Below are 18,612 nucleotides of genomic sequence, written 5' to 3'. Positions count from 1 at the left end.
GCGGCACCTCCCGGGCTTTGTTGAGATCGCTGCAGGTCGCCGATCCGTCGGCCAGTGACTCAGGGAGATCGACCATGCCAGCCGTCGCGTTATCGCAAGAGTTTCGTCGCCGCTTCAGCCGCACGCTCATGGCCTCCGCCGTGGGCCTGTTCCTGCTCGGCGACGGTCAGCATCACCTGCTGCAGCAAACCTTTGCCGCAACCGCCATTGCCAGCAGCGCCGCGAGCGCCGATGACAGCGTGCGGCCGTTCCGCGTCCAGGTGCCGCAGGGGCAACTGGACGATCTGCGCCGGCGCATCGCCGCGACGCGCTGGCCGGACCGCGAGACGGTCAACGATGCCTCGCAAGGCATCCAGCTGGAAAAAGTCCGAGCGCTGGTGGACTACTGGGGCACGGACTATGACTGGCGCCGCGCCGAAGCCCGGCTCAACGCGCTGCCGCAGTTCATTACTCGCATCGATGGCGTGGACATCCAGTTCATCCACGTGCGTTCGAAAGAACCGCACGCCATGCCGCTGATCCTTACCCACGGTTGGCCCGGCTCGCCGCTGGAGTTCCTCAAGACCATCGGCCCGCTGACCGACCCGGTGGCCTATGGCGGGCGCGCGGAAGACGCCTTCGATGTGGTGATCCCAGCGATCCCCGGCCACGGCTTTTCCGGCAAACCGACCGCCACCGGCTGGGGCCCGGACCGGGTGGCCCGCGCCTGGGACGTGCTGATGAAGCGCCTGGGCTACAGCCACTATGTGTCCCAGGGCGGCGACCACGGCTCGGTGATCTCCGATGCCCTTGGCCGCCTGGCCCCGCCCGGCCTGCTGGGCATCCACCTGAACATGCCGGCGACGGTGCCGCCGGAACTGGTCGGGCCGATCAACAGCGGTGCTCCGGCTCCAGCCGGGCTGGGCACCGACGAGCGCCGCGCCTTCGACGCGCTGAGCACCTTCTTCGGCCGCAATGCCGCCTATGGCGCGATGATGGTGACCCGCCCGCAGACCATCGGCTATTCCCTGGCCGATTCCCCCGCCGGCATGGCCGCGTGGATGTACGAGAAATTCGCCGCCTGGACCGACAGCGGTGGGGAGCCCGAGCGCGTGCTGAGCCGCGACGAGATGCTCGACGACATTTCGCTCTACTGGCTGACCAACACCGGCGCTTCCTCCTCGCGCTTCTACTGGGAAAACAACAACAACAACTTCAGCGCCGCCGCGCAGAAAACCGCGCAGATCAAGGTGCCGGTGGCCATCAGCGTGTTCCCCGGCGAGATCTACCGCGCGCCGAAAAGCTGGGCGCAGCGCGCCTATCCCTCGCTGGCGTACTTCCACGCGGTGGAGAAGGGCGGCCACTTCGCCGCCTGGGAACAGCCGCAGCTGTTCAGCGAGGAGCTGCGCGAGGCATTCCGCCCGCTGCGAGCCAGCCTCACCAGCCACTGATTCCCGCCGAACGCCGGCAACCACCGTGCAGGCCGCACGCCTGTCCTGGAGACTCCTGATGACCCTGTTCAAGCATCCGTACCTTGGCGCCTCGGCGCTGGCCATCGCCCTCGCGCAATTCACCTCCTGCTCGGTGGCGCAGGCCGCTACCGCGCCGTCGACCGATCCGGCGTTCGGCACGCTCAAGCACATCAATGCCGGCTTGCTCAATGTCGCCTACGCCGAAGCGGGTCCGGCCGACGGCCCGGTGGTGATCCTGTTGCATGGCTGGCCGTACGACATCCACAGCTACACCGAAGTGGCGCCGCAACTGGCCGCCAAGGGTTATCACGTGCTGGTTCCCTATGCCCGCGGCTACGGCGAAACGCGCTTCCTCTCCGCCTCGACCCGGCGTAACGGCGAGCCGGCCGCGTTGGCAGTGGACGTCATTGACTTCATGGATGCACTGAAGATCAAGAGCGCCGTACTGGCCGGCTACGACTGGGGCGCGCGCTCGGCGGACATCGTCGCGGCGCTCTGGCCGGAGCGGGTGAAGGCGCTGGTATCGGTCAGCGGTTACCTGATCGGCAGCCAGGAAGCGGGCAAGGCGCCGCTGCCGCCGACCGCCGAGCTGCAGTGGTGGTACCAGTTCTACTTCTCCACCGAGCGCGGCAAGGCCGGCTACGACAAGTACCGCCACGAGTTCGCCAGGCTGATCTGGCAACTGGCTTCACCGCAGTGGAAGTTCGACGACGCCACCTTCGAGCGCAGCGCCCAGGCCCTGGACAACCCCGACCACGGCGCGATCTCCATCCACAACTATCGCTGGCGCCTGAACCTCGCCGAAGGCGAGCCGCGCTATGCGGAGCTGGAGAAGAAACTCGCGGCATTCCCGAGCATCAAGGTGCCGACCATCACCCTCGAAGGCGACGCCAACGGTGCGCCGCACCCGCCGGCCGAGGCCTACGCCAAGCGCTTCAGTGGCAAGTACGAGTACCGCCTGATCACCGGTGGCATTGGTCACAACCTGCCGCAGGAGGCGCCGGACGCTTTCGTCAAGGCGGTGGTCGACGCCGATCATCTGTGAGCCGGAGAGCCGCCATGAACATCACAGGAACCATGTTGCGCCGTATCGCCCTGGCCGGCTTCGCCCTGCTGGTGGCGTCAGGCGCCAGGGCTGACGGCGACGCCTCGCCGATCTACGGCGTGCGCATGCCCGAGGGCTACCGGAACTGGCAGCTGGTGGCGCCCGCCCAGGAGGCGGCGCCGCTGAACGAATTGCGCGCCGTGCTGGGTAACGACATCGCCATGAAGGCCTACCGCGCCGGCACCTTGCCGTTCCCTGACGGCAGCGTGCTGGCCAAGCTCGCCTGGAAGCACGTGCAGTCGCCGGAGTTCGAGCCGGCGTCGGTTCCCGGTGCGGCCACCACCGTGCAGTTCATGGTCAAGGACTCGAAGAAGTACGCGGCCACCGGCGGCTGGGGCTTCGCCCGCTTCATCGACGGCAAGCCCGCCGACGAGGCGCAGCACCAGACCTGCCTGGCCTGTCACCAGGCGCGGGTGAAGGACCACGACCTGGTCTTCACCCGCTACGCACCCTGATAGCTGCTCCTTGAGCACTGCACTTTGAAAGAGGTGGAGGTCCCCATGAACCAACGATGGCTGATCACCGGCTGCTCCCGCGGGCTGGGCCGCGCGCTGGCCGAGGCCGTGCTGCAGGCCGGGCACCGTCTGCTGGCCACCGCCCGCGATCCGGATGCCCTGGCCGATCTCGCCCGGCTCTACCCGCAGACGCTGCGCCTGGCGCCGCTGGACGTCACCGACCCGGCCGCCGCGCAGGACGCCGTGGGGCAGATGGTCGAGGAGTTCGGCGGGCTCGACGTACTGGTCAACAACGCCGGCTTCGGCAACGTCAACTCGGTGGAAGACACCTCGCTGGAGGAGTTCCGCCGGGAAATCGAGACCAACCTGTTCGGCACCATCATCGTCACCAAGGCGGCGATCCCGCTTCTGCGCCGACAGCGCAGCGGCCACATCATCCAGCTGTCGTCGGTGGGCGGGCGCATCGGCGCGCCAGGGCGTGCGCCCTATTCGGCGGCGAAGTGGGGCGTGGAGGGCTTTTCCGAAGTGCTGGCGCGCGAGATGGCGCTGATCGGCGTGCGGGTGACGATCATCGAGCCTGGCGGCCTGCGCACCGACTTTGCCGGCGCTTCGACGACGCTCTCGGAAGGGCGCTTCGAGTACGACGCCGTGGTCGGTGCGGTCGCGCGCCGGCAACGCGCTTACGACGGTCAGCAACCGGGCGATCCGCAGCGCGCCGCGCAGGCGATCCTCGCAGTGGCCTGGATGGATCGTCCGCCATTGCGCCTGGCCCTGGGCAGCGATGCGCTGCAGGCCATCGAGAACGCCGACAAGGCACGCCTGGCTGAGCTGCGCCTGTGGCGCGAACTGAGCCAGTCTTCCGATTTTCCCCGCTCGGCATGAGCGTTCCCCGCACGGTCCGAGATTCCCCCGAGCCGCCGTGCGGGGCTTTTTATTCCTCACATCCTCAGCAAGGAGATCCACTATGAAGATGACCCTCACCGCCCTGGCGCTCGCCAGCGGCCTGCTGGTCGGCAGCGCTTTCGCGGCTCCGGTGAAACCGACGGTGGTGCTGGTGCATGGCGCTTTCGCCGATGCTTCCAGCTGGAACGGCGTGACCCGCATCCTCGAAAAGGACGGCTACAGCGTGATCGCTGCCGCCAACCCGCTGCGCGGCGTGGCCAGCGATGGCGCGTACATCGGCAACATCGTCGGCAGCGTCAAGGGGCCGGTGGTGCTGGTGGGTCATTCCTACGGCGGCAACGTGATCAGCGCGGCAGCCAGTGACCGGGCCAACGTCAAGGCGCTGGTCTACGTCGCCGCGTTCGCGCCGCAGAAGGGCGAGAGCGCCGCCGAGCTGGCCGGCAAGTTCCCCGGCAGCACCCTCGGCCCGACCCTGGCCGCGCCGGTCGCGCTGGCCGATGGCGGCAAGGACCTGTACATCCAGCAGGACAAGTTCCACGACCAATTCGCCGCCGATGTTCCCGCTGGCGAAGCCGCGCTGATGGCGGCGGCGCAGCGGCCGGTCACCGAGGCGGCGTTGAACGAGAAGGCCGGCGCGGCTGCCTGGACGGCTATTCCGTCGTGGTTCGTCTATGGCGATGCGGACCGTAACATCCCGCCGCAGGCGCTGGCCTTCATGGCCGAGCGCGCCCAGGCGAAGGACGTCGAGGTGGTCAGCGGGGCTTCCCATGTGGTCATGGTCTCGCATCCCGAGGCCGTGGCGCGCTCTATCGAGAAGGCGGCTACCGGCTACTGATCGCTGGGAGCCGGTTGTTGTGTGACGGCTGGCGCTTCACTGCGCCAGTACCGTCAGCGACAACCGGGCAAAAGGTCCTTGGCGGGACAGTGCCGTCACCTGATGCGCACCGGGCCTGGGCAGGGTGATGTTCACCGTCTCGCTACCTTCGCTGCTGGCTTGCAGGCGGCCGTCGAGCAGCCACTGCACCTGGGCGGAAGTGCCCAGCGCCTGCAGCGTGATTCGCAGCGGGGCCGTGCTGTTGGACGGTTTGCGCAGGGTACTGCCATCGGTGAGGCCGGCGATGCGGATAGGGCTGCTGCTGTCCAACGAGTCCGCCGCGCAGCCCGGTTTCAACGGTGGCACGGTGGCGGCCTGCTCGTCGGCGCTGCTCAGCCACGGTGTTGCCAGGGCAGGCCAGCGGGCGATCTGCAGGGCACGCTCCGCGTCGTCGGCGCAACCGGCGCTGAGGCGTTGGCCGGCGTCATTGACACGCAGCTTGAGCAGGCCGCCGGCCCAGACGCCCATGCCGCGCTCGGCGAAGGTGGGCGGTACGGAATGGTCGAGCACCCAGGCACTGCGGCGCTGCCGGCACAGGTCGGCAGGGGTTGCGCTGGCGGCGGTGCCCAGCGGCCAGCAGATGTCCATGGCCTGCACGCTGGCCGGCTGGGTGAAGCGCGGCGTGCCGCCGGGATTGGGCAGCATGGCGTTGACGGCGAACAGCAGGGGCAGGGCGGTGATGCTGCCGTATTGCCCGGGGGAGGGCGTGCCGTCGGGGCGACCGACCCAGATGCCGACGGTCCAGTTGTCGGTGACGCCGATGGCCCAGGCATCGCGGTAGCCGTAACTGGTGCCGGTCTTCCAGGCCAGGCGGGCACGTGCGGTGGCGCTGTTCTGCAGGGGCATGCCGGGCAGCTCGGCCGGGTTACTGGCGAGCATGTCGCGCACTATCCAGGCCGCGCCCGGTGACAGCAGTCGGCGCTGCCGCAGGGGCTGTTCCGGGGTATAGCGTGGCGCGCCGGCCACGCCGCCGTTGGCCAGTGCGCTGTAGACACCCACCAGTTCTTCCAGCCTGGCCGCCGTTCCGCCCAGGACCATCGCCAGGTTGGGCTGCGCACCCGGCGGCAGACGCAACTCCAGGCCGCCGGCCGCCAGTTGCGCGGCAAAACGTGCGGGGCCGACGCGGTCCAGTACGTCCACCGCCGGCACGTTCAGCGAGCGCTGCAGGGCCTCGGTGACGCTGACCGGTCCGGCAAAGGCTTCATCGAAGTTGCCGGGGCGGTAGCTGCCGAAATCCTGCGGGGCATCCACCAGCAGGCTTTGCGAATGCACCAGCCCGTCGTCCAGCGCCATGCCGTAGAGGAAGGGTTTCAAGGTCGAGCCCGGTGAACGCCAGGCCCGCACCATGTCCACATGACCCAGTCGCCTGGGGTCGGCGAAGGCGGCGGTGCCGACGTACACCCGTGTCTCCAGGGAGCGGTTGTCCATGACCAGTACCGCCGCGGAGGTCCGTGCCGGCAGGCGACCCACGTAGTCGCCCACGCGCTGTTCGACCGCCCGTTGCAGCGAGGCATCGATGGTGCTCTGGATGCGTTGCGCGCCAGGTTGCCGCTGGTGCAGGCGTTCGGCCAACAGGGCGGCATTCAGGGGCGAACGCAGGGAGCGGGTAATCACCGCTTCCATTTTCGCGTCCCGTACCTCGCTGGCGCTCCAGATGCCTTGTGCAGCCATGCGCTCCAGCACCTTGTCGCGGGCCACGCGCGCCGCGTCGGCGTGGCGGTCCGGACGAAGCAGGCTCGGCGCCTGGGGCAGCACCGCGAGCAATGCCGCCTCGGCATGGGACAGCTGGCTGGCGGACTTGCCCAGGTAGGCCCAGGACGCCGCCTCCACCCCCTCGATCGCACCGCCGAAGGGCGCGTGATTGAGGTACAGGCCCAGAATCTCGTCTTTGCTCAGGTGCGCCTCCAGTTGCAGTGCGCGAAACAGTTGCAACAGCTTGCCGCTGTAGTCATGGCGAATCGGGGAGATCACACGCGCCGCCTGCATGGTCAGGGTGGACCCGCCGGAAATGACTCGCCCATGGCGCAGCGACAACAGCGCGCCGCGCGCCAGGGCGTAGGGGTTGATGCCGGGGTGCTGGTAGAACCAGCGGTCCTCATAGCCCAGCAGCGCCTGCAGGTACAGCGGCGATACCTGCTGTGCGCTGGTTTCGTAACGCCAGACGCCCTGCTCGTCGGCGAAGGCCCGCAATGGCTTGCCGTCACGGGCCAGCACCACGCTGCTGCCGCCTTCGCCGGCGGGTAGCGGCAGGGGGAACAGCCGGTCGAGCAACAGCGCGCCGAGCAGCGCAACGCCCGTCGAAAGCCCGAGTGCGCGGACGTAGCGGCGCACCCTGGCTGACTTCATGGGCTCCCCACCGTGAGGGTCTTCATCGGCGCGACTCCAATACCGCGGATGGCCGGGCGATACATGTCCTCGACCTGCGGCGGCGGGACGGTGTAAGTCCCTGGCGTCACGGCACGCACGAGGTAGAACAACCTGCTGTCCCGCCAGGCTTGCAGCTTGACGGCGGCCGCATAACGATCGTCGCGGTATTCCTGATGGACGATCTCCGCCTCGCGCTCATATCGCTCCATCGGAATACCATCCACCACGACATTGGCCCAGGCTTGCGTCCCGCTGAGGTTGAGGTTCTCCACCTCCAGGCCGCCTGGCAGCAGGTCGGTCACCATGGCGTCCACCACATTCCAGTTCGAATGCACCTTGAGCTGCACGATCAGGCTGTCACCTTCCTTCAATGCGCTGCCCTGCCATGGCGTGCCGTCGGGGAGGAAGTATTGACGCTCGATCTGCATTCCGTAGCCGTCGTCCACCGGCGGTTGTTCGCTGATGCCCGCCACATCGAAGCTGGCGAATACCGGTGCGTCCGTGGTGGGTTTCAGCTTCACGCCGCTGGCGAGGTCCGCCGGGCTCACCTCTCGGGTCCAGAAAACACTGCCGACCGGAACCTCCACGCCTTTGCCGCCCACCTCCAGACTGACGGACAACGGCGCCGGGTGGTCGTTGAAGGTTTGCAGTATGCGAGCGATGGCGACGCGCTCCTGGGTACTCATGTAGTACCAGCTCCAGCCGTAGTAATAGCTGCCTGCTTTGGCGTCCAGAACGCGGGAATTGGCCTGCCTTGCCCAATCCACCAGCTTTGCGTCGTACTCGGGTCGGTTGACGCCATAGCCATGGGTCAGCGCCACCATTACCGCCAGATCGCGAAGTTCCGAGCCATAGTCACCGACGAAGACCGGTCGCGTCGCGCTCCAGTCGAAGCCCTGGGCAATGGCCTGCAGGCCACGCTCGTTGTCGCCCATCAGTTTCAGGGCAATGCCCAGGTGTACCAGGGGCAATGGACTCACCACGTCTTGCCGGTGGTTGTCATACAGGGTGCGCATCGCCCCGAGCGAGGCGCGATTGACGCGCGCCAGGACGAAGGCGGCATGGGCCCGGTAAGCGAAATCCAGGTGCGCCCGCTGGCCTTGGTCGAAGTAACTTATGTCGCCCGAGATCAGGTCCTCGCTCAGGGTTTCCAGAGCCTTCTGCAGGGCCGCTTCAGGTACCGCGAAGCCAGCATCGCGGGCATCGAGCATGAAGTCCACCACATAGGGCGTTATGTACGGGACGATGGATGAGCTGCCGCCCCAGAAGGTGAAGTGGCCGCTGCTGGTTTGGAACGAGGCGATACGCGCCAGCGCTCGGTTGACCGTGCTGCGCCGGACTGATTCCGAGTAGCCGTCGATGTTCAGGCTACTGACGGTCTTCTTGTCCATGACCAGCGCCGCGTAGCCGCCGCTGGTGGTCTGCTCGATGCAGCCGTAAGGGTAGTAGCGCAGCCCCTCGAGGGCCTGGCGGTAGGGCAGCGGCGGCAGCGTGCTCAGGGTCAGCTGGCCGTTCAGGGTGCTGGCGACCAGCCCCTGCGCCGACGAGGCATCCAGTATCGTTTCCTGCTGGGCCGACAAGGCCATCGGTACGCTGCGGACGGTCTGTGGCCAGGCGCTGCGCACGGCGAACTCGAAATGCCGCTGGACCTTGTAGTCGTTGATCCCGGCCTGGATATCCAGCTTGGCGACGTCGACGCCGGGCTGGGCCTTCACCTGCAGGCGCAAGGTCGCGCCGGCGCCATCTTCCAGCGCCACGTTCTGCTCGCCCTCCTGAACCTCGATCGGGCCGCTGCCGCGCACGCTGATCCTGGCGACGCCGCTCTTGCCGGAGAAGTTCTTCACGTCCAGGCTGATCTGCGCCTGGTCGCCGCCGGCCATGACGCGCGGCATGCTCGGCTCCACCAGCAGTGGCGCACGTACCGTGACGCTGGTGCTCGCATTGCCATAGCTCTGCTCGCCATAAGCCAGGGCCGATACCCGCAGGCTGCCGTTGAAGTCCGGCACATCCAGTTTCACCAATGCCTTGCCCTGCTCGTCGAACTGCACCGGCTCGGCCAGCAGGTCGGCGATCTGCACGCGCGGGTTCAGGCGCGCAGCTTTGGGCAGCGGGCGGCCCACCAGATCACCACCAAAGCTCTGGCGCGCGGTATCGCCCTTCATCGCCTCGATCAGCCGGCCATACAGGTCGTAAGCCTCCGTGCCCAGGGCGCGTTTGCTGTACAGCCAACTCCAGGCGTCCGGCTCCGGGTAGTTGGTGATATTCAGCACGCCCTGGTCCACGGCGGTCAGCCGGACAAAAGCCTTCTGCCCGGCCAGGCCATCGGCCTGCACGGTGACCTCCAGCGGCTCCTGCGGCCTCACCTGGCCGGGTGCGGTCAGCTTCAGGCCGATGCGCCGGTCATTGCGCTGCATCGTGACGTGCTCGATGCCGATGGCACGGGCCGGCGTGGTGAGGTCCTTGGCCATGCCGCCACGGAACACCAGCGCAACCACGTGCACATCCTGGCGCTCCCAGTCGGCCGTGACCGGAATGTCGAAGGTGGCGCCGGCCTTCGCCTGGATCGTCCTGCTGTAGAGCAGATGATCGGACTCCACCAGCAGCAGGCCAGGGCCTTCCTGCGGCGGGGTAACCGTGACTTTCAGGGTGTCGCCGGCGCGATAGGCGGTTTTGTCCAGCGCTACCTTGACCTTGTCCGGGAGTGCTTCCTTGCCGGAGTTCGCGTCTTCCCAGCTGTACCCGGCGTGGAACGGGAAGACACTGGTCAGGTTGGTCTGCGGGTCCGTCACTTCCAAGCGGTAGGAGCCCCAGCGCACCGGGAAATTCACTTTCAGGGACTGCCCGGCCGGGACGTCGAGCACGCGCTCCTCGACCAGCTCCAGGTCGACGTCCTGCTGCGCCTGCCAGTCGTCTCCGCGATCGCGGTACCAGTAGGAATAGCGATCTTCTTCGAGCAGGCGGACTTTCAGTTTGCTGCCGGCCACCAGTTCGCCCGCAATGTTGGCGCGCAGGATTTCGAAGGGCGCTTCAGAGAGCGAATTGGCACCCTGTTTGGTGTCGAACAGCGGGCGTACACCCACCAGCGCATTGGCCGGCCAATAGGTGCGGCTGAGTGAGCGGGTGACTGCACGCCCGCCGGTTTCATAGACGCTGCCGGTCAGCACCAGGCTGTAGGGCCGGTCCGGCTTCACCTCGGCGGGCAGCGGCAGCTGTTGCTCCAGCGTGCCATCAGCGGCCAGTTCGGTGTCGATGGCGAACTTGTCGCTGCTGACGACCTTGGCGAACGGGTTGCCGAAGTAGGTGTCCGTCAGGTTCGGCAGCGGATGCACTTCGGCCTTTGCCGCGAGCCTGGCGGTAAAGCGGTTGCCGTCGGCGGGGGAGCCATACAGATAGCTGGATTTCACCTTCAGCTCGAACGCCTCGTCGGGCTTGAGGTAGGACTGCCCGTTGGCGAGTTCCAGCTTCAGGCGTTCGGGCAGGAACTCTTCCACCTGGAAGTTGAAGACCCCCACGGCCTTGGCGCTCGCCGGGTCCAGCCGCCATTCCAGCTGCCAGCTGCCGGTGGGCGCGTCATTGGCGATGGCCTGGCTCCACTCGAACTGGTTGAGGGCCCCGGCCTCCAGCCGCACGTCCGCCAGCTTGCGTCCGTCGGGCTGGACCAGGCGCGCGAACAGCGGCTGCGCGGGCAGTGCCTTGCCGTCGAAGTCTCGCAGCAGGGCCGAAACGCGCGGTGTCTCGCCGGGGCGGTAGAGGTCGCGGCCGGACCAGGTGAAGATTTCCACGGGCGCCTGCGGACGCCCGCTGACATCGAAGTTGGAGATGTCCAGTGCCGGCCGGTTGAAGGGCAGCACCGAGATGTCCTTGCCCTGGCGCGCGATCAGCACATGGTCGTGCTCGACCTTGTGGGTGATCTGCAGGTTGCCGCTCTTGTCGGTCCTGCCGCTGAACAGGGTGGCACCGTGCGCGTCATTCAGGCTCACCTGCACCCCGGCCAGTGGTTTGCCGTTCTGCAGGGACGCCACATGGAGGAAGGCATTGTCCTCGTAGAGGCGCACGTGCAGGCCCTGGTCGCTGACGTAGAACACGCTCGACCCCAGGTTGTAGCTGCCCATCTCGGCGTTGCGCAGGACGGCCATGTACACCCCCGGCTCGGCCAGTTGCGGCACGTTCTGGATGGGGATGTAGGTCAGGTTGCGTACATCGGTCTCGCTCTTGAGGGTGTAGTAGTTGGCGTACACCGGGGTGCCCAGATCGTCCAGACCGCCCTGTACGGGGCGCCCTTCACAGGTTCGGTAGCTTCTGCCACCCAGGTCGTAGCGGCTGCGCTGCGAGTTGTTGGGGTACAGGCAGAACAGGGTCGACAAGGCGTCTTCGCGAATACGGTAGTACTCGATGTTGACCCGCTGCACATTGGTGGAAACCACTGGCAGGCCGCGACTGCCGCGTGCCGGCAGAACGCTGCCGGAGGAGGCGAAGGACAGGCTGGCCGGCTGTTCGCCCGCCGCCACCTCGCTGACTACTTCCTCTCCCAGTTCGGTCCCGTCGGCCGCCTTCAGGCTTGCATTGATCGTCACCTGGTAACTGCCCTTGGGCGTGACGTTGGGGTAGAACAGGGTCTTGCCATCCTCACTCAGGACCCAGTAACCGTAGGCGTAGTTTTTCCCGCGCCTGAGGGATATCAGTTCCTGGAACTTCTGCACCGGCGCCAGGGGGCGGTTGAATTGCAGGACGATTGCCGAGTTGCCGTTGCGGGGCTCGCCGGCTGCTCGTTCCAGGTCGAATTTCGGCTGCGCCGTTGCCTTGTCCGCCTTGCCCGTTTGCTGGGCGTCCCCGGCGGCCGCTGGCACCACTGCCGACGCCGCCGCGTGCGCTCGCCCCGCCGGCCCCCCGCAGATCCCCAGCACACCCACCGCAATCAGCATCACCAGCCCAAAAACACGGTCGCGCGTGCGACCGTCAGACGACATTTTTGCCATGGTCTTAGTCCATTAAATAGGCAGCAGTCTTCGCCCGGCGCGGGAGGCGTCGAGTGAAACGGGAAAGGGAGAATGGGTACAGCTACAGCGGGATGCGGCGATCAGCGTGTACAGCAGGGGGCTGGTCATCCATCCGTGGATCACACACTGCATAAGGGCACTCCATCGAAGACGATCGGAGCATTCCAGCGCCCGTCAATGGGCCAATGTCTGCACATTCTTGCATGACGCCCAACGGCCAGACAGATGGGCGAACAATGAATTTATGTAATCAGCCGACGGTTTTGGAAAGATTCCGGAAACGGTGCTCGATGCTGTTCATAGGTGAAGGCAGTGCCGTCTCCTGGTCGAAGCCTGTTTTAGCCGGACCTGGTCCGGCAAGGCGACAGGCAGCGTCAGCAAACTGGAGTGGTAAACTCGCCGCTACCCATCTGACTTGCCTTGCCCAGGAGCCTTCCCCATGTTCGGAGTGACCGATTACGGCGCCTTCCTGATTGCCTTCGTGGTGCTCCTGGCGATCCCCGGTCCGGGCAATTTCGCGTTGATCACCGCGACCGGCAAGGGCGGCGTGAAGGCTGGCCTCGCGGCGACCTGCGGGGTGATCCTCGGCGACCAGGTGTTGCTGTGGATGGCGGTGGCGGGCGTGGCGACGCTGCTCGCGACTTACCCGGAGGCCTTCCACGCGGTGCAATGGCTCGGCGCGGGGTACCTGGCCTGGCTGGGCCTGCGCATGCTGATGAGCAAGCCCGGCGATGCGCCGCGGCAGAGCCGCTTGGACAACGGTCACTACCTGCGCCAGACGATGCTGATCACCTTGCTCAACCCCAAGGCCATCGTGTTCTACATGGCCTTCCTGCCACTGTTCGTCGATCCGGTGAAGCACCAGGGGCTGGTGACCTTCGCTTTCATGGCGGCGACCGTGACGGTGGTGACCTTCCTCTATGGGCTGGTGGCTGTGCTGCTGACCCACAAGCTGGCCGAGCGCATGCGCGCCAACCCGCGGGTGGCCAATCTGCTGGAGCGCCTGGCCGGCGCCTGCCTGCTTGGTTTCGGCATCAAGCTGGCGGCGATGCGCTAGGGAGCGACGCTGCATCCGTTTGAGCGAAGGGCCGGCCCGAAAGACCGGCCCTTTGTTTTTTGCAACCCGCATTGTCAACGCTGCGAGCGGGCTGCTTTGATAATCTCATCCCCCTGATTCCACTGGCGGCGAATGGAAACCATGCTCAACGAATCCCCCGAACCCCAATCCGTCGATAGCCCGATCACCCGCAGCGCGATCTTCCTCGTCGCCACCCTGACGCCGGGCAAGGACTGGAGCCCGGTGCGCGCACTCTGCGAAGACGTTGCCGCGCTGGTGCGCTCGGTCGGCAAGCGTGTACCGACGGGCAACCTGTCCTGCGTGGTGGGCTTCGGTTCGGCGGCCTGGGATGCGCTGTTCGGCGCTCCACGCCCGGCGTCCCTGCATGCCTTCCGCGAGATCGGCAGCGGCGAGCGGGTCGCGGTGTCCACGCCGGGCGACCTGCTGCTGCACATCCGCGCCGAGCAGATGGACCTGTGCTTCGAGCTGGCGGCGCAACTCGTGGGGCGCCTGGGCGATGCGGTCACGGTGGTCGACGAGGTGCAGGGCTTCCGCTACTTCGACATGCGCAGCATCATCGGTTTCGTCGATGGCACCGAGAATCCGGAAGGCCGCGAGGTCGCGCATTTCACCCTGATCGGCGACGAGGACGCGAGCTTCGCCGGCGGCAGTTATGTGCTGGTGCAGAAGTACCTGCATGACATGACCGGCTGGAACCAGCTCTCCACTGAAGCCCAGGAACGCATCATCGGGCGCACCAAGCTGGCCGACATCGAGCTGGGCGACGATGTGAAGCCCAGCTGCTCGCACAGTTCGCTGACCACCCTGGAAAAGGACGGCCAGGAGGTGAAGATCCTGCGCGACAACATGCCGTTCGGCCGGCCCGGAGCCGGGGAGTTCGGCACCTACTTCATCGGTTACGCGCGCTCGCCGGCGCCGGTGGAGGAGATGCTGGAAAACATGTTCGTCGGCCGCCCGGCCGGCAACTACGACCGCCTGCTGGACTACAGCAAGGCGGTGACCGGCAGCCTGTTCTTCGTGCCTTCGGCCGAACTACTCGAGTCGCTGGCCGACAAGCAGCCCTGAGGACTCAGCCGGCGACCTTCGCCGGGAAGCACCCGACCAGCCAGTCGATGAACACCCGCAGGCGGTGCGTGACGTAGCGGTTGTGCGGGTAGACGACGTGGAAGGGGTAGGGGGCCGGGCGCCAGTCCGCCAGTATCTCCACCAGCGTGCCGTCGCGCAGGGCGCTTGCGGCGGCGTAGGAGAAGGTCTGGACGATGCCCAGACCGGCCACGCAGGCGGCCAGGTGCGCGTTGCTTTCGTTGACGCCGATGCGGTGTTCGAGTTTCAGCTCGCTGCGTTCGCCGTCACGCTCGAAGCGGAAGGGCACCGCCCGGCCGTTCTGCGGCGACAGGTAGCTGACCAGCCGATGGCCGTTGCGCAGCTCCTCGGGGTAGGCGGGGATGCCGTTGTGGCGCAGGTATTCGGGTGAGGCGCAGGTGACCATGGTTGCCTGGCCGATACCGCGCGCTACCAGTGACGAGGCGTCCAGCGCGCCGCCACGGATCACGCAATCGACGTTGTCGCCGATCAGGTCCACCGAGCGGTCGGACACGCCCAGGTCGATGCGGATGTCCGGATAGCGCGCGAGAAAGTCCGGCAGCAGCGGCACCAGCACGTCACGCGCGGTGGAGCCGCCGACGTCGATGCGCAGGTGGCCGCGTGGCTTGCTGCGGGCGATGTTGAACGTCGAGTCGATGTCTTCCAGGTCGCGCAGCACGCGGGTGGCCTTGGCGTAATAGTCCTGGCCTTCCGGTGTCACCGTGACGCGCCGCGTGGTGCGTTGCAGCAGGCGCACGCCCAGGTGCGCCTCAAGCTCCTGCACCAGCTTGCTCAGGGTGGCGTTGGGCATGTCCAGCGAGTCGGCGGCGCGGGTGAAGTTGCCGGCTTCCACGACGCGGGCGAAGGCGCGGATGGCCTGGAGCTGATCCATGGAAATTCCTCTGAAGGGATCATTTTATTATCCATGGCTATGGATAGTCATTCCATTGTATGCGCTTTTTCCATCAATCAACGAGCCCTAGAGTAGCGCCATGCCTCACCGCAAAGCCGCACCAGACGCAGGCTGCGAGGCAGAACCCTCAACCGCGAATCTCAGGAGCTCATCATGAACAAGTCCCTCACTGGTAAAGTTGCACTGGTCACTGGCGGCAGCACTGGCATCGGCCTCGGCGCCGCACAGGAGCTCGCCGCGCAGGGCGCCCGCGTGTTCATCACCGGCCGTCGCCAGGCCGAACTGGACGCCGCCGTGGAAGCCATCGGCCCGGCCGCCACGGCGATCCGCGCCGACGCCTCGGTGCTCGCCGACCTCGATGCGGTGTATGCGCAGATCGCGAAGAGCGCCGGCCGTCTGGACATCCTCTTCGCCAACGCCGGCGGCGGCGACATGCTGCCGCTGGGTGCGATCACCGAGGAGCACTTCGACCGCATCTTCGGCACCAACGTGCGCGGCGTACTGTTCACCGTACAAAAGGCGCTGCCGCTGCTCACCGATGGCGCGTCGGTAATCCTTACCTCCTCCACCACCTCGATCCAGGGCACTGCCAACTTCAGCGTCTATAGCGCCAGCAAGGCCGCCGTGCGCAACTTCGCCCGCTCCTGGGCACTGGACCTCAAGGACCGTGGCATCCGCGTCAACGTCGTCAGCCCCGGCCCGGTGCGCACTCCCGGCCTGGGTGACCTGGTGCCCGAAGAAGCCCGCCAGGGTCTGTTCGACGCGCTGGCCAGCCAAGTACCGCTGGGCCGCTTGGGCGAGCCGCGGGAGATCGGCAAGGCGGTGGCCTTCCTGGCCTCGGAGTCCGCCAGCTTCATCAACGGCATCGAGCTGTTCGTCGACGGCGGCATGGCTCAGGTCTGACCGCGCAATGGACCGGGCAGGGCGCAAGCTCTGGCCGGTCCTGCCGCGTTCATCTGCGTACCGGCTTGCCATTTGCATTAGTGCTAATGTAATTTGAAGCCCTCGATGGAGAGGGCTGCGATGAACAGAAAGAACGAACCCGGCCTGGGTGAACTGCTGCGCTACGTCTCGGAACTGGTAGAACTGGGCGCCGAGGAGCATTACCAGCAGATGGGCATGAACTACCGGGCCCGCTACACGCCGGTGCTGCGAGCCATCCGTTCCGGGGCACAGACGGTCACCGAGATCACCGCGCGTACCCACCTGACCCAGGGCGCCATCAGCCAGACCGTCGGCCAGATGGAGGCGGATGGGGTGATCACCCGCCAGCGCGCCGAAGACGGCCGCAAGAGCGTGCTGCAACTGACGCCGGTCGGGAAGAAGCTGGTGAGCAAGCTCAACACCCACTGGGCGGCGACCTTCGAAGCCATCGAGCAGCTGGAATCCGAGATCGGCCATCCGCTGCGACGCGTGCTGGAAGACGCCGCCCGCGCGCTGGAAGCACAGGGCTTCTCCGAGCGTCTGAGCCACGCCAAGCACGCCCTCAAGACAGGAGTCGCCAGCCATGAGTAACCCGTCCAGCGACCTGCGCAACTGGTTCGACCAAGGCGGACAGGCCTACGCGCGCTTCCGTCCCGAATATCCCGCCGAGCTGGCCGCACATCTGGCCGCGATGGCACCCGACCGGGTGCTTGCGGTCGATGTCGGTTGCGGCAGCGGCCAACTGACCCGGCAACTGGCCGAGCACTTCAATGCAGTGGTCGGCTTCGATCCCAGTGCGGACCAGATCGCCCATACCGCGCCGCAGGAGAACGTCAATTACGCCTGCGCCCCGGCCGAGGACCTGCCGCTGCTCAGCCGCAGCGCCAGCCTGATCACCGCCGCGCAGGCCGCGCACTGGTTCGATCTGCCGAGGTTCTACGCCGAAGTGCGGCGGGTCGCCGAGCCCAACGCGATCCTGGCGCTGATCAGCTATGGCGTGCTCCGGCTGGAGGGGGCGCTGGGCGAGCGCTTCGAGCAGTTCTACTGGAAGGAGATCGGCCCCTACTGGCCGGCCGAACGCAAGCTGGTGGACAGCGGCTACGCCACCCTCGACTTCCCCTTCGCCGAGTTTCCCGGCCCGGAGATCGCCATTCGCCTGGAGTGGAACCTCGGGGAGTTCCTCGGTTACGTCTCCACCTGGTCGGCGGTGCGCAGCGCCCGCGAGGCCGGGCGCGAGGACCTGCTGCATGACTTCGCAGCCGACATGGCCGAGCGCTGGGGCGATCCCACTGCGCGGCACCGGGTCAGCTGGCCCATCAACATGAGGATCGGACGCGTATGAACCCGCCAGTGCTTGCCGTTGGACTGACCCACAATGAAACCCTGATCGTGGCGCAGCGGCACACGGTGCCCCAGGTGGCGACCGACTGGCCTGGCTTTGCCGACATGCCGCCGGTGTTCGCCACCGCCATGATGATCGGCTTCATCGAGCAGACCTGCATCGAAGGACTGCGCCCCCTCCTCACACCTGAGCAGCGCACGGTGGGTACCCAGGTGGACGTCAGCCACATCGCCGCCACGCCGGTGGGGATGAAGGTGACGGCGTCGGTGGAACTCATTGCCATCGATGGAAAGTCGCTGGTGTTCCGGGTCGAGTGCCGCGACGAGGCGGGCGTCATCGGCGCCGGCACCCATCGTCGCGCGATCATCGATCTGCAGCGGTTCGTCCAGCGGCTGGGGGAGAAGTCCGCTGCGGTTGCCGGCTAGTCGGCGTACCGCTCAGCACGACTGCGGCGGATCGAAACGCTCGGCGGTGTCCATCCGCACATTGCGCAGGCCCAAAGTCTCCAGGTGCGCTGCATAGAGAGGCTCGGCCCGGTAGCTGATCAGGATCGTGCGGCGCCGCGCGCCGCTGCTGTTCAGACTGCCGGCGTGCACGAGGTCGACGTCGAACACCAGGATGTCGCCGGCCCGGCCGCTCAACTGCAGGGAGTGGGATTCGTCGAGGAAGTCGAAGGGTGGCTGGCCAGGGGCGGGTCGGTGGCTGCCGGGGGCGAGGCGGGTGGCTCCGTTTTCTGGCGAGAAGTCATCGAGGAAGGCGAGGGCGCTGACCATGTCCCCCGGGCGCAGGGCGGACAGATCGCGGTGCAGTTGCTGATGACCGCCTCCGGGCAGGGGTTCACGCCCCTCGGCCTGGGCGAGGAAGAATCGCTCGCCGATCAACGCACCGACTGCCGCCAGCAGCGGCGGCAGTCGACAAGCCGCTTGAACGCACGGCTCCAGGTCGATCTGAGCGTGGCGCCAGTCCACGCCACGGGGCACGGGCCAGCGATCCGAGGGCAGGACGTTGGCATTGAAAGCCGCGCGCAGCTCCTCCAGCAGGGCGAGGGGGATCGCCTGGCGCAGCAGGGCGTAACCTTCGGCGTGAAGTCGCTGGTGATCGAATTTGGCTGCGTCCATTT

At 66.8% G+C, this 18,612-nt stretch carries 15 protein-coding genes; 11 read left to right on the top strand and 4 right to left on the bottom strand.

The genetic code is table 11. The annotated features are described in order from the left end of the window. Window positions 1-74: 74 nt before the first annotated feature. From IB256_RS25830 to IB256_RS25810, 5 genes are all read left to right on the top strand, one after another. Window positions 75-1,430 carry an epoxide hydrolase family protein gene (locus tag IB256_RS25830; protein ID WP_192295567.1) on the top strand — a complete coding sequence of 452 codons (1,356 nt, stop codon included), beginning with the start codon at window positions 75-77 and terminating at the stop codon, window positions 1,428-1,430. Between the two features lie 58 nt (window positions 1,431-1,488). Continuing rightward, on the top strand, window positions 1,489-2,496 hold the full coding sequence (locus IB256_RS25825; protein WP_192404620.1) for an alpha/beta fold hydrolase: 1,008 nt from the start codon (window positions 1,489-1,491) through the stop codon (window positions 2,494-2,496). A gap of 14 nt (window positions 2,497-2,510) precedes the next feature. Then, the gene (locus tag IB256_RS25820; protein ID WP_192295569.1) at window positions 2,511-3,011 is read left to right on the top strand and encodes a cytochrome P460 family protein; all 501 of its coding nucleotides are present in this window, start codon (window positions 2,511-2,513) and stop codon (window positions 3,009-3,011) included. A gap of 45 nt (window positions 3,012-3,056) precedes the next feature. Then, window positions 3,057-3,893 carry an oxidoreductase gene (locus IB256_RS25815; RefSeq protein ID WP_192404619.1) on the top strand — a complete coding sequence of 279 codons (837 nt, stop codon included), beginning with the start codon at window positions 3,057-3,059 and terminating at the stop codon, window positions 3,891-3,893. Between the two features lie 82 nt (window positions 3,894-3,975). Then, window positions 3,976-4,749, top strand: coding sequence for an alpha/beta fold hydrolase (locus tag IB256_RS25810; protein WP_192404618.1), 774 nt, complete (start codon window positions 3,976-3,978; stop codon window positions 4,747-4,749). Window positions 4,750-4,785: 36 nt separating this feature from the next. On the opposite strand, the gene pbpC is transcribed toward IB256_RS25810, so the two are convergent. Together pbpC and IB256_RS25800 are read right to left on the bottom strand one after the other, a co-directional pair. Continuing rightward, entirely contained in the window at window positions 4,786-7,134 is a 2,349-nt protein-coding gene (gene pbpC / locus IB256_RS25805) for a penicillin-binding protein 1C (RefSeq protein WP_192404617.1), read from the bottom strand. Continuing rightward, entirely contained in the window at window positions 7,131-12,131 is a 5,001-nt protein-coding gene (locus tag IB256_RS25800) for an alpha-2-macroglobulin family protein (RefSeq protein WP_192404616.1), read from the bottom strand. Before IB256_RS25800 ends, pbpC begins: the two co-directional genes overlap by 4 nt. A gap of 460 nt (window positions 12,132-12,591) precedes the next feature. Between IB256_RS25800 and IB256_RS25795 the strand changes: the two genes are divergently transcribed. Next, on the top strand, window positions 12,592-13,209 hold the full coding sequence (locus tag IB256_RS25795) for a LysE family transporter (RefSeq protein WP_192404615.1): 618 nt from the start codon (window positions 12,592-12,594) through the stop codon (window positions 13,207-13,209). Window positions 13,210-13,350: 141 nt separating this feature from the next. Continuing rightward, window positions 13,351-14,295 (top strand): Dyp-type peroxidase, encoded by a 945-nt coding sequence (locus tag IB256_RS25790; RefSeq protein ID WP_192404614.1) that lies wholly within the window; start codon window positions 13,351-13,353, stop codon window positions 14,293-14,295. A gap of 4 nt (window positions 14,296-14,299) precedes the next feature. Here the strand turns inward: IB256_RS25790 and IB256_RS25785 are convergent, their stop codons facing one another. Then, window positions 14,300-15,205 carry a LysR family transcriptional regulator gene (locus IB256_RS25785; protein ID WP_192295574.1) on the bottom strand — a complete coding sequence of 302 codons (906 nt, stop codon included), beginning with the start codon at window positions 15,203-15,205 and terminating at the stop codon, window positions 14,300-14,302. Window positions 15,206-15,379: 174 nt separating this feature from the next. Between IB256_RS25785 and IB256_RS25780 the strand changes: the two genes are divergently transcribed. The 4 genes from IB256_RS25780 (at window position 15,380) to IB256_RS25765 (ending at window position 17,917) form a co-directional block, all read left to right on the top strand. After that, a complete protein-coding gene (locus tag IB256_RS25780; protein WP_081516898.1) occupies window positions 15,380-16,129 on the top strand; it encodes an SDR family NAD(P)-dependent oxidoreductase in 750 nt (249 codons plus the stop codon). A 120-nt stretch (window positions 16,130-16,249) separates the two neighbouring features. Next, window positions 16,250-16,741, top strand: a complete 492-nt coding sequence (locus IB256_RS25775; RefSeq protein WP_192295575.1) for a MarR family winged helix-turn-helix transcriptional regulator — start codon at window positions 16,250-16,252, stop codon at window positions 16,739-16,741. After that, window positions 16,734-17,492, top strand: a complete 759-nt coding sequence (locus IB256_RS25770; RefSeq protein ID WP_192295576.1) for a class I SAM-dependent methyltransferase — start codon at window positions 16,734-16,736, stop codon at window positions 17,490-17,492. The genes IB256_RS25775 and IB256_RS25770 overlap by 8 nt, the downstream gene beginning before the upstream one ends. Further along, window positions 17,489-17,917: a thioesterase family protein gene (locus tag IB256_RS25765; RefSeq protein ID WP_192295577.1), complete on the top strand. Its 429-nt coding sequence runs from the start codon at window positions 17,489-17,491 to the stop codon at window positions 17,915-17,917. Before IB256_RS25770 ends, IB256_RS25765 begins: the two co-directional genes overlap by 4 nt. A gap of 12 nt (window positions 17,918-17,929) precedes the next feature. Here the strand turns inward: IB256_RS25765 and IB256_RS25760 are convergent, their stop codons facing one another. Further along, window positions 17,930-18,610 (bottom strand): phytanoyl-CoA dioxygenase family protein, encoded by a 681-nt coding sequence (locus tag IB256_RS25760; protein WP_192295578.1) that lies wholly within the window; start codon window positions 18,608-18,610, stop codon window positions 17,930-17,932. Between the last annotated feature and the right edge of the window lie 2 nt (window positions 18,611-18,612).

Source organism: Pseudomonas sp. PDM17, assembly GCF_014851985.1.
Lineage (GTDB): Bacteria > Pseudomonadota > Gammaproteobacteria > Pseudomonadales > Pseudomonadaceae > Pseudomonas.
This window is presented reverse-complemented; position numbering and strand designations above follow the sequence as displayed.

Excerpts from the sequence above, each read along its gene's own strand:
- IB256_RS25830 (WP_192295567.1), top strand. The coding sequence starts at position 75 with ATGCCAGCCGTCGCGTTATCGCAAGAGTTTCGTCGCCGCTTCAGCCGC.
- IB256_RS25825 (WP_192404620.1), top strand. The coding sequence starts at position 1,489 with ATGACCCTGTTCAAGCATCCGTACCTTGGCGCCTCGGCGCTGGCCATC.
- IB256_RS25820 (WP_192295569.1), top strand. The coding sequence starts at position 2,511 with ATGAACATCACAGGAACCATGTTGCGCCGTATCGCCCTGGCCGGCTTC.
- IB256_RS25815 (WP_192404619.1), top strand. The coding sequence starts at position 3,057 with ATGAACCAACGATGGCTGATCACCGGCTGCTCCCGCGGGCTGGGCCGC.
- IB256_RS25810 (WP_192404618.1), top strand. The coding sequence starts at position 3,976 with ATGAAGATGACCCTCACCGCCCTGGCGCTCGCCAGCGGCCTGCTGGTC.
- pbpC (WP_192404617.1), bottom strand. The coding sequence starts at position 7,134 with ATGAAGTCAGCCAGGGTGCGCCGCTACGTCCGCGCACTCGGGCTTTCG.
- IB256_RS25800 (WP_192404616.1), bottom strand. The coding sequence starts at position 12,131 with ATGGCAAAAATGTCGTCTGACGGTCGCACGCGCGACCGTGTTTTTGGG.
- IB256_RS25795 (WP_192404615.1), top strand. The coding sequence starts at position 12,592 with ATGTTCGGAGTGACCGATTACGGCGCCTTCCTGATTGCCTTCGTGGTG.
- IB256_RS25790 (WP_192404614.1), top strand. The coding sequence starts at position 13,351 with ATGCTCAACGAATCCCCCGAACCCCAATCCGTCGATAGCCCGATCACC.
- IB256_RS25785 (WP_192295574.1), bottom strand. The coding sequence starts at position 15,205 with ATGGATCAGCTCCAGGCCATCCGCGCCTTCGCCCGCGTCGTGGAAGCC.
- IB256_RS25780 (WP_081516898.1), top strand. The coding sequence starts at position 15,380 with ATGAACAAGTCCCTCACTGGTAAAGTTGCACTGGTCACTGGCGGCAGC.
- IB256_RS25775 (WP_192295575.1), top strand. The coding sequence starts at position 16,250 with ATGAACAGAAAGAACGAACCCGGCCTGGGTGAACTGCTGCGCTACGTC.
- IB256_RS25770 (WP_192295576.1), top strand. The coding sequence starts at position 16,734 with ATGAGTAACCCGTCCAGCGACCTGCGCAACTGGTTCGACCAAGGCGGA.
- IB256_RS25765 (WP_192295577.1), top strand. The coding sequence starts at position 17,489 with ATGAACCCGCCAGTGCTTGCCGTTGGACTGACCCACAATGAAACCCTG.
- IB256_RS25760 (WP_192295578.1), bottom strand. The coding sequence starts at position 18,610 with ATGGACGCAGCCAAATTCGATCACCAGCGACTTCACGCCGAAGGTTAC.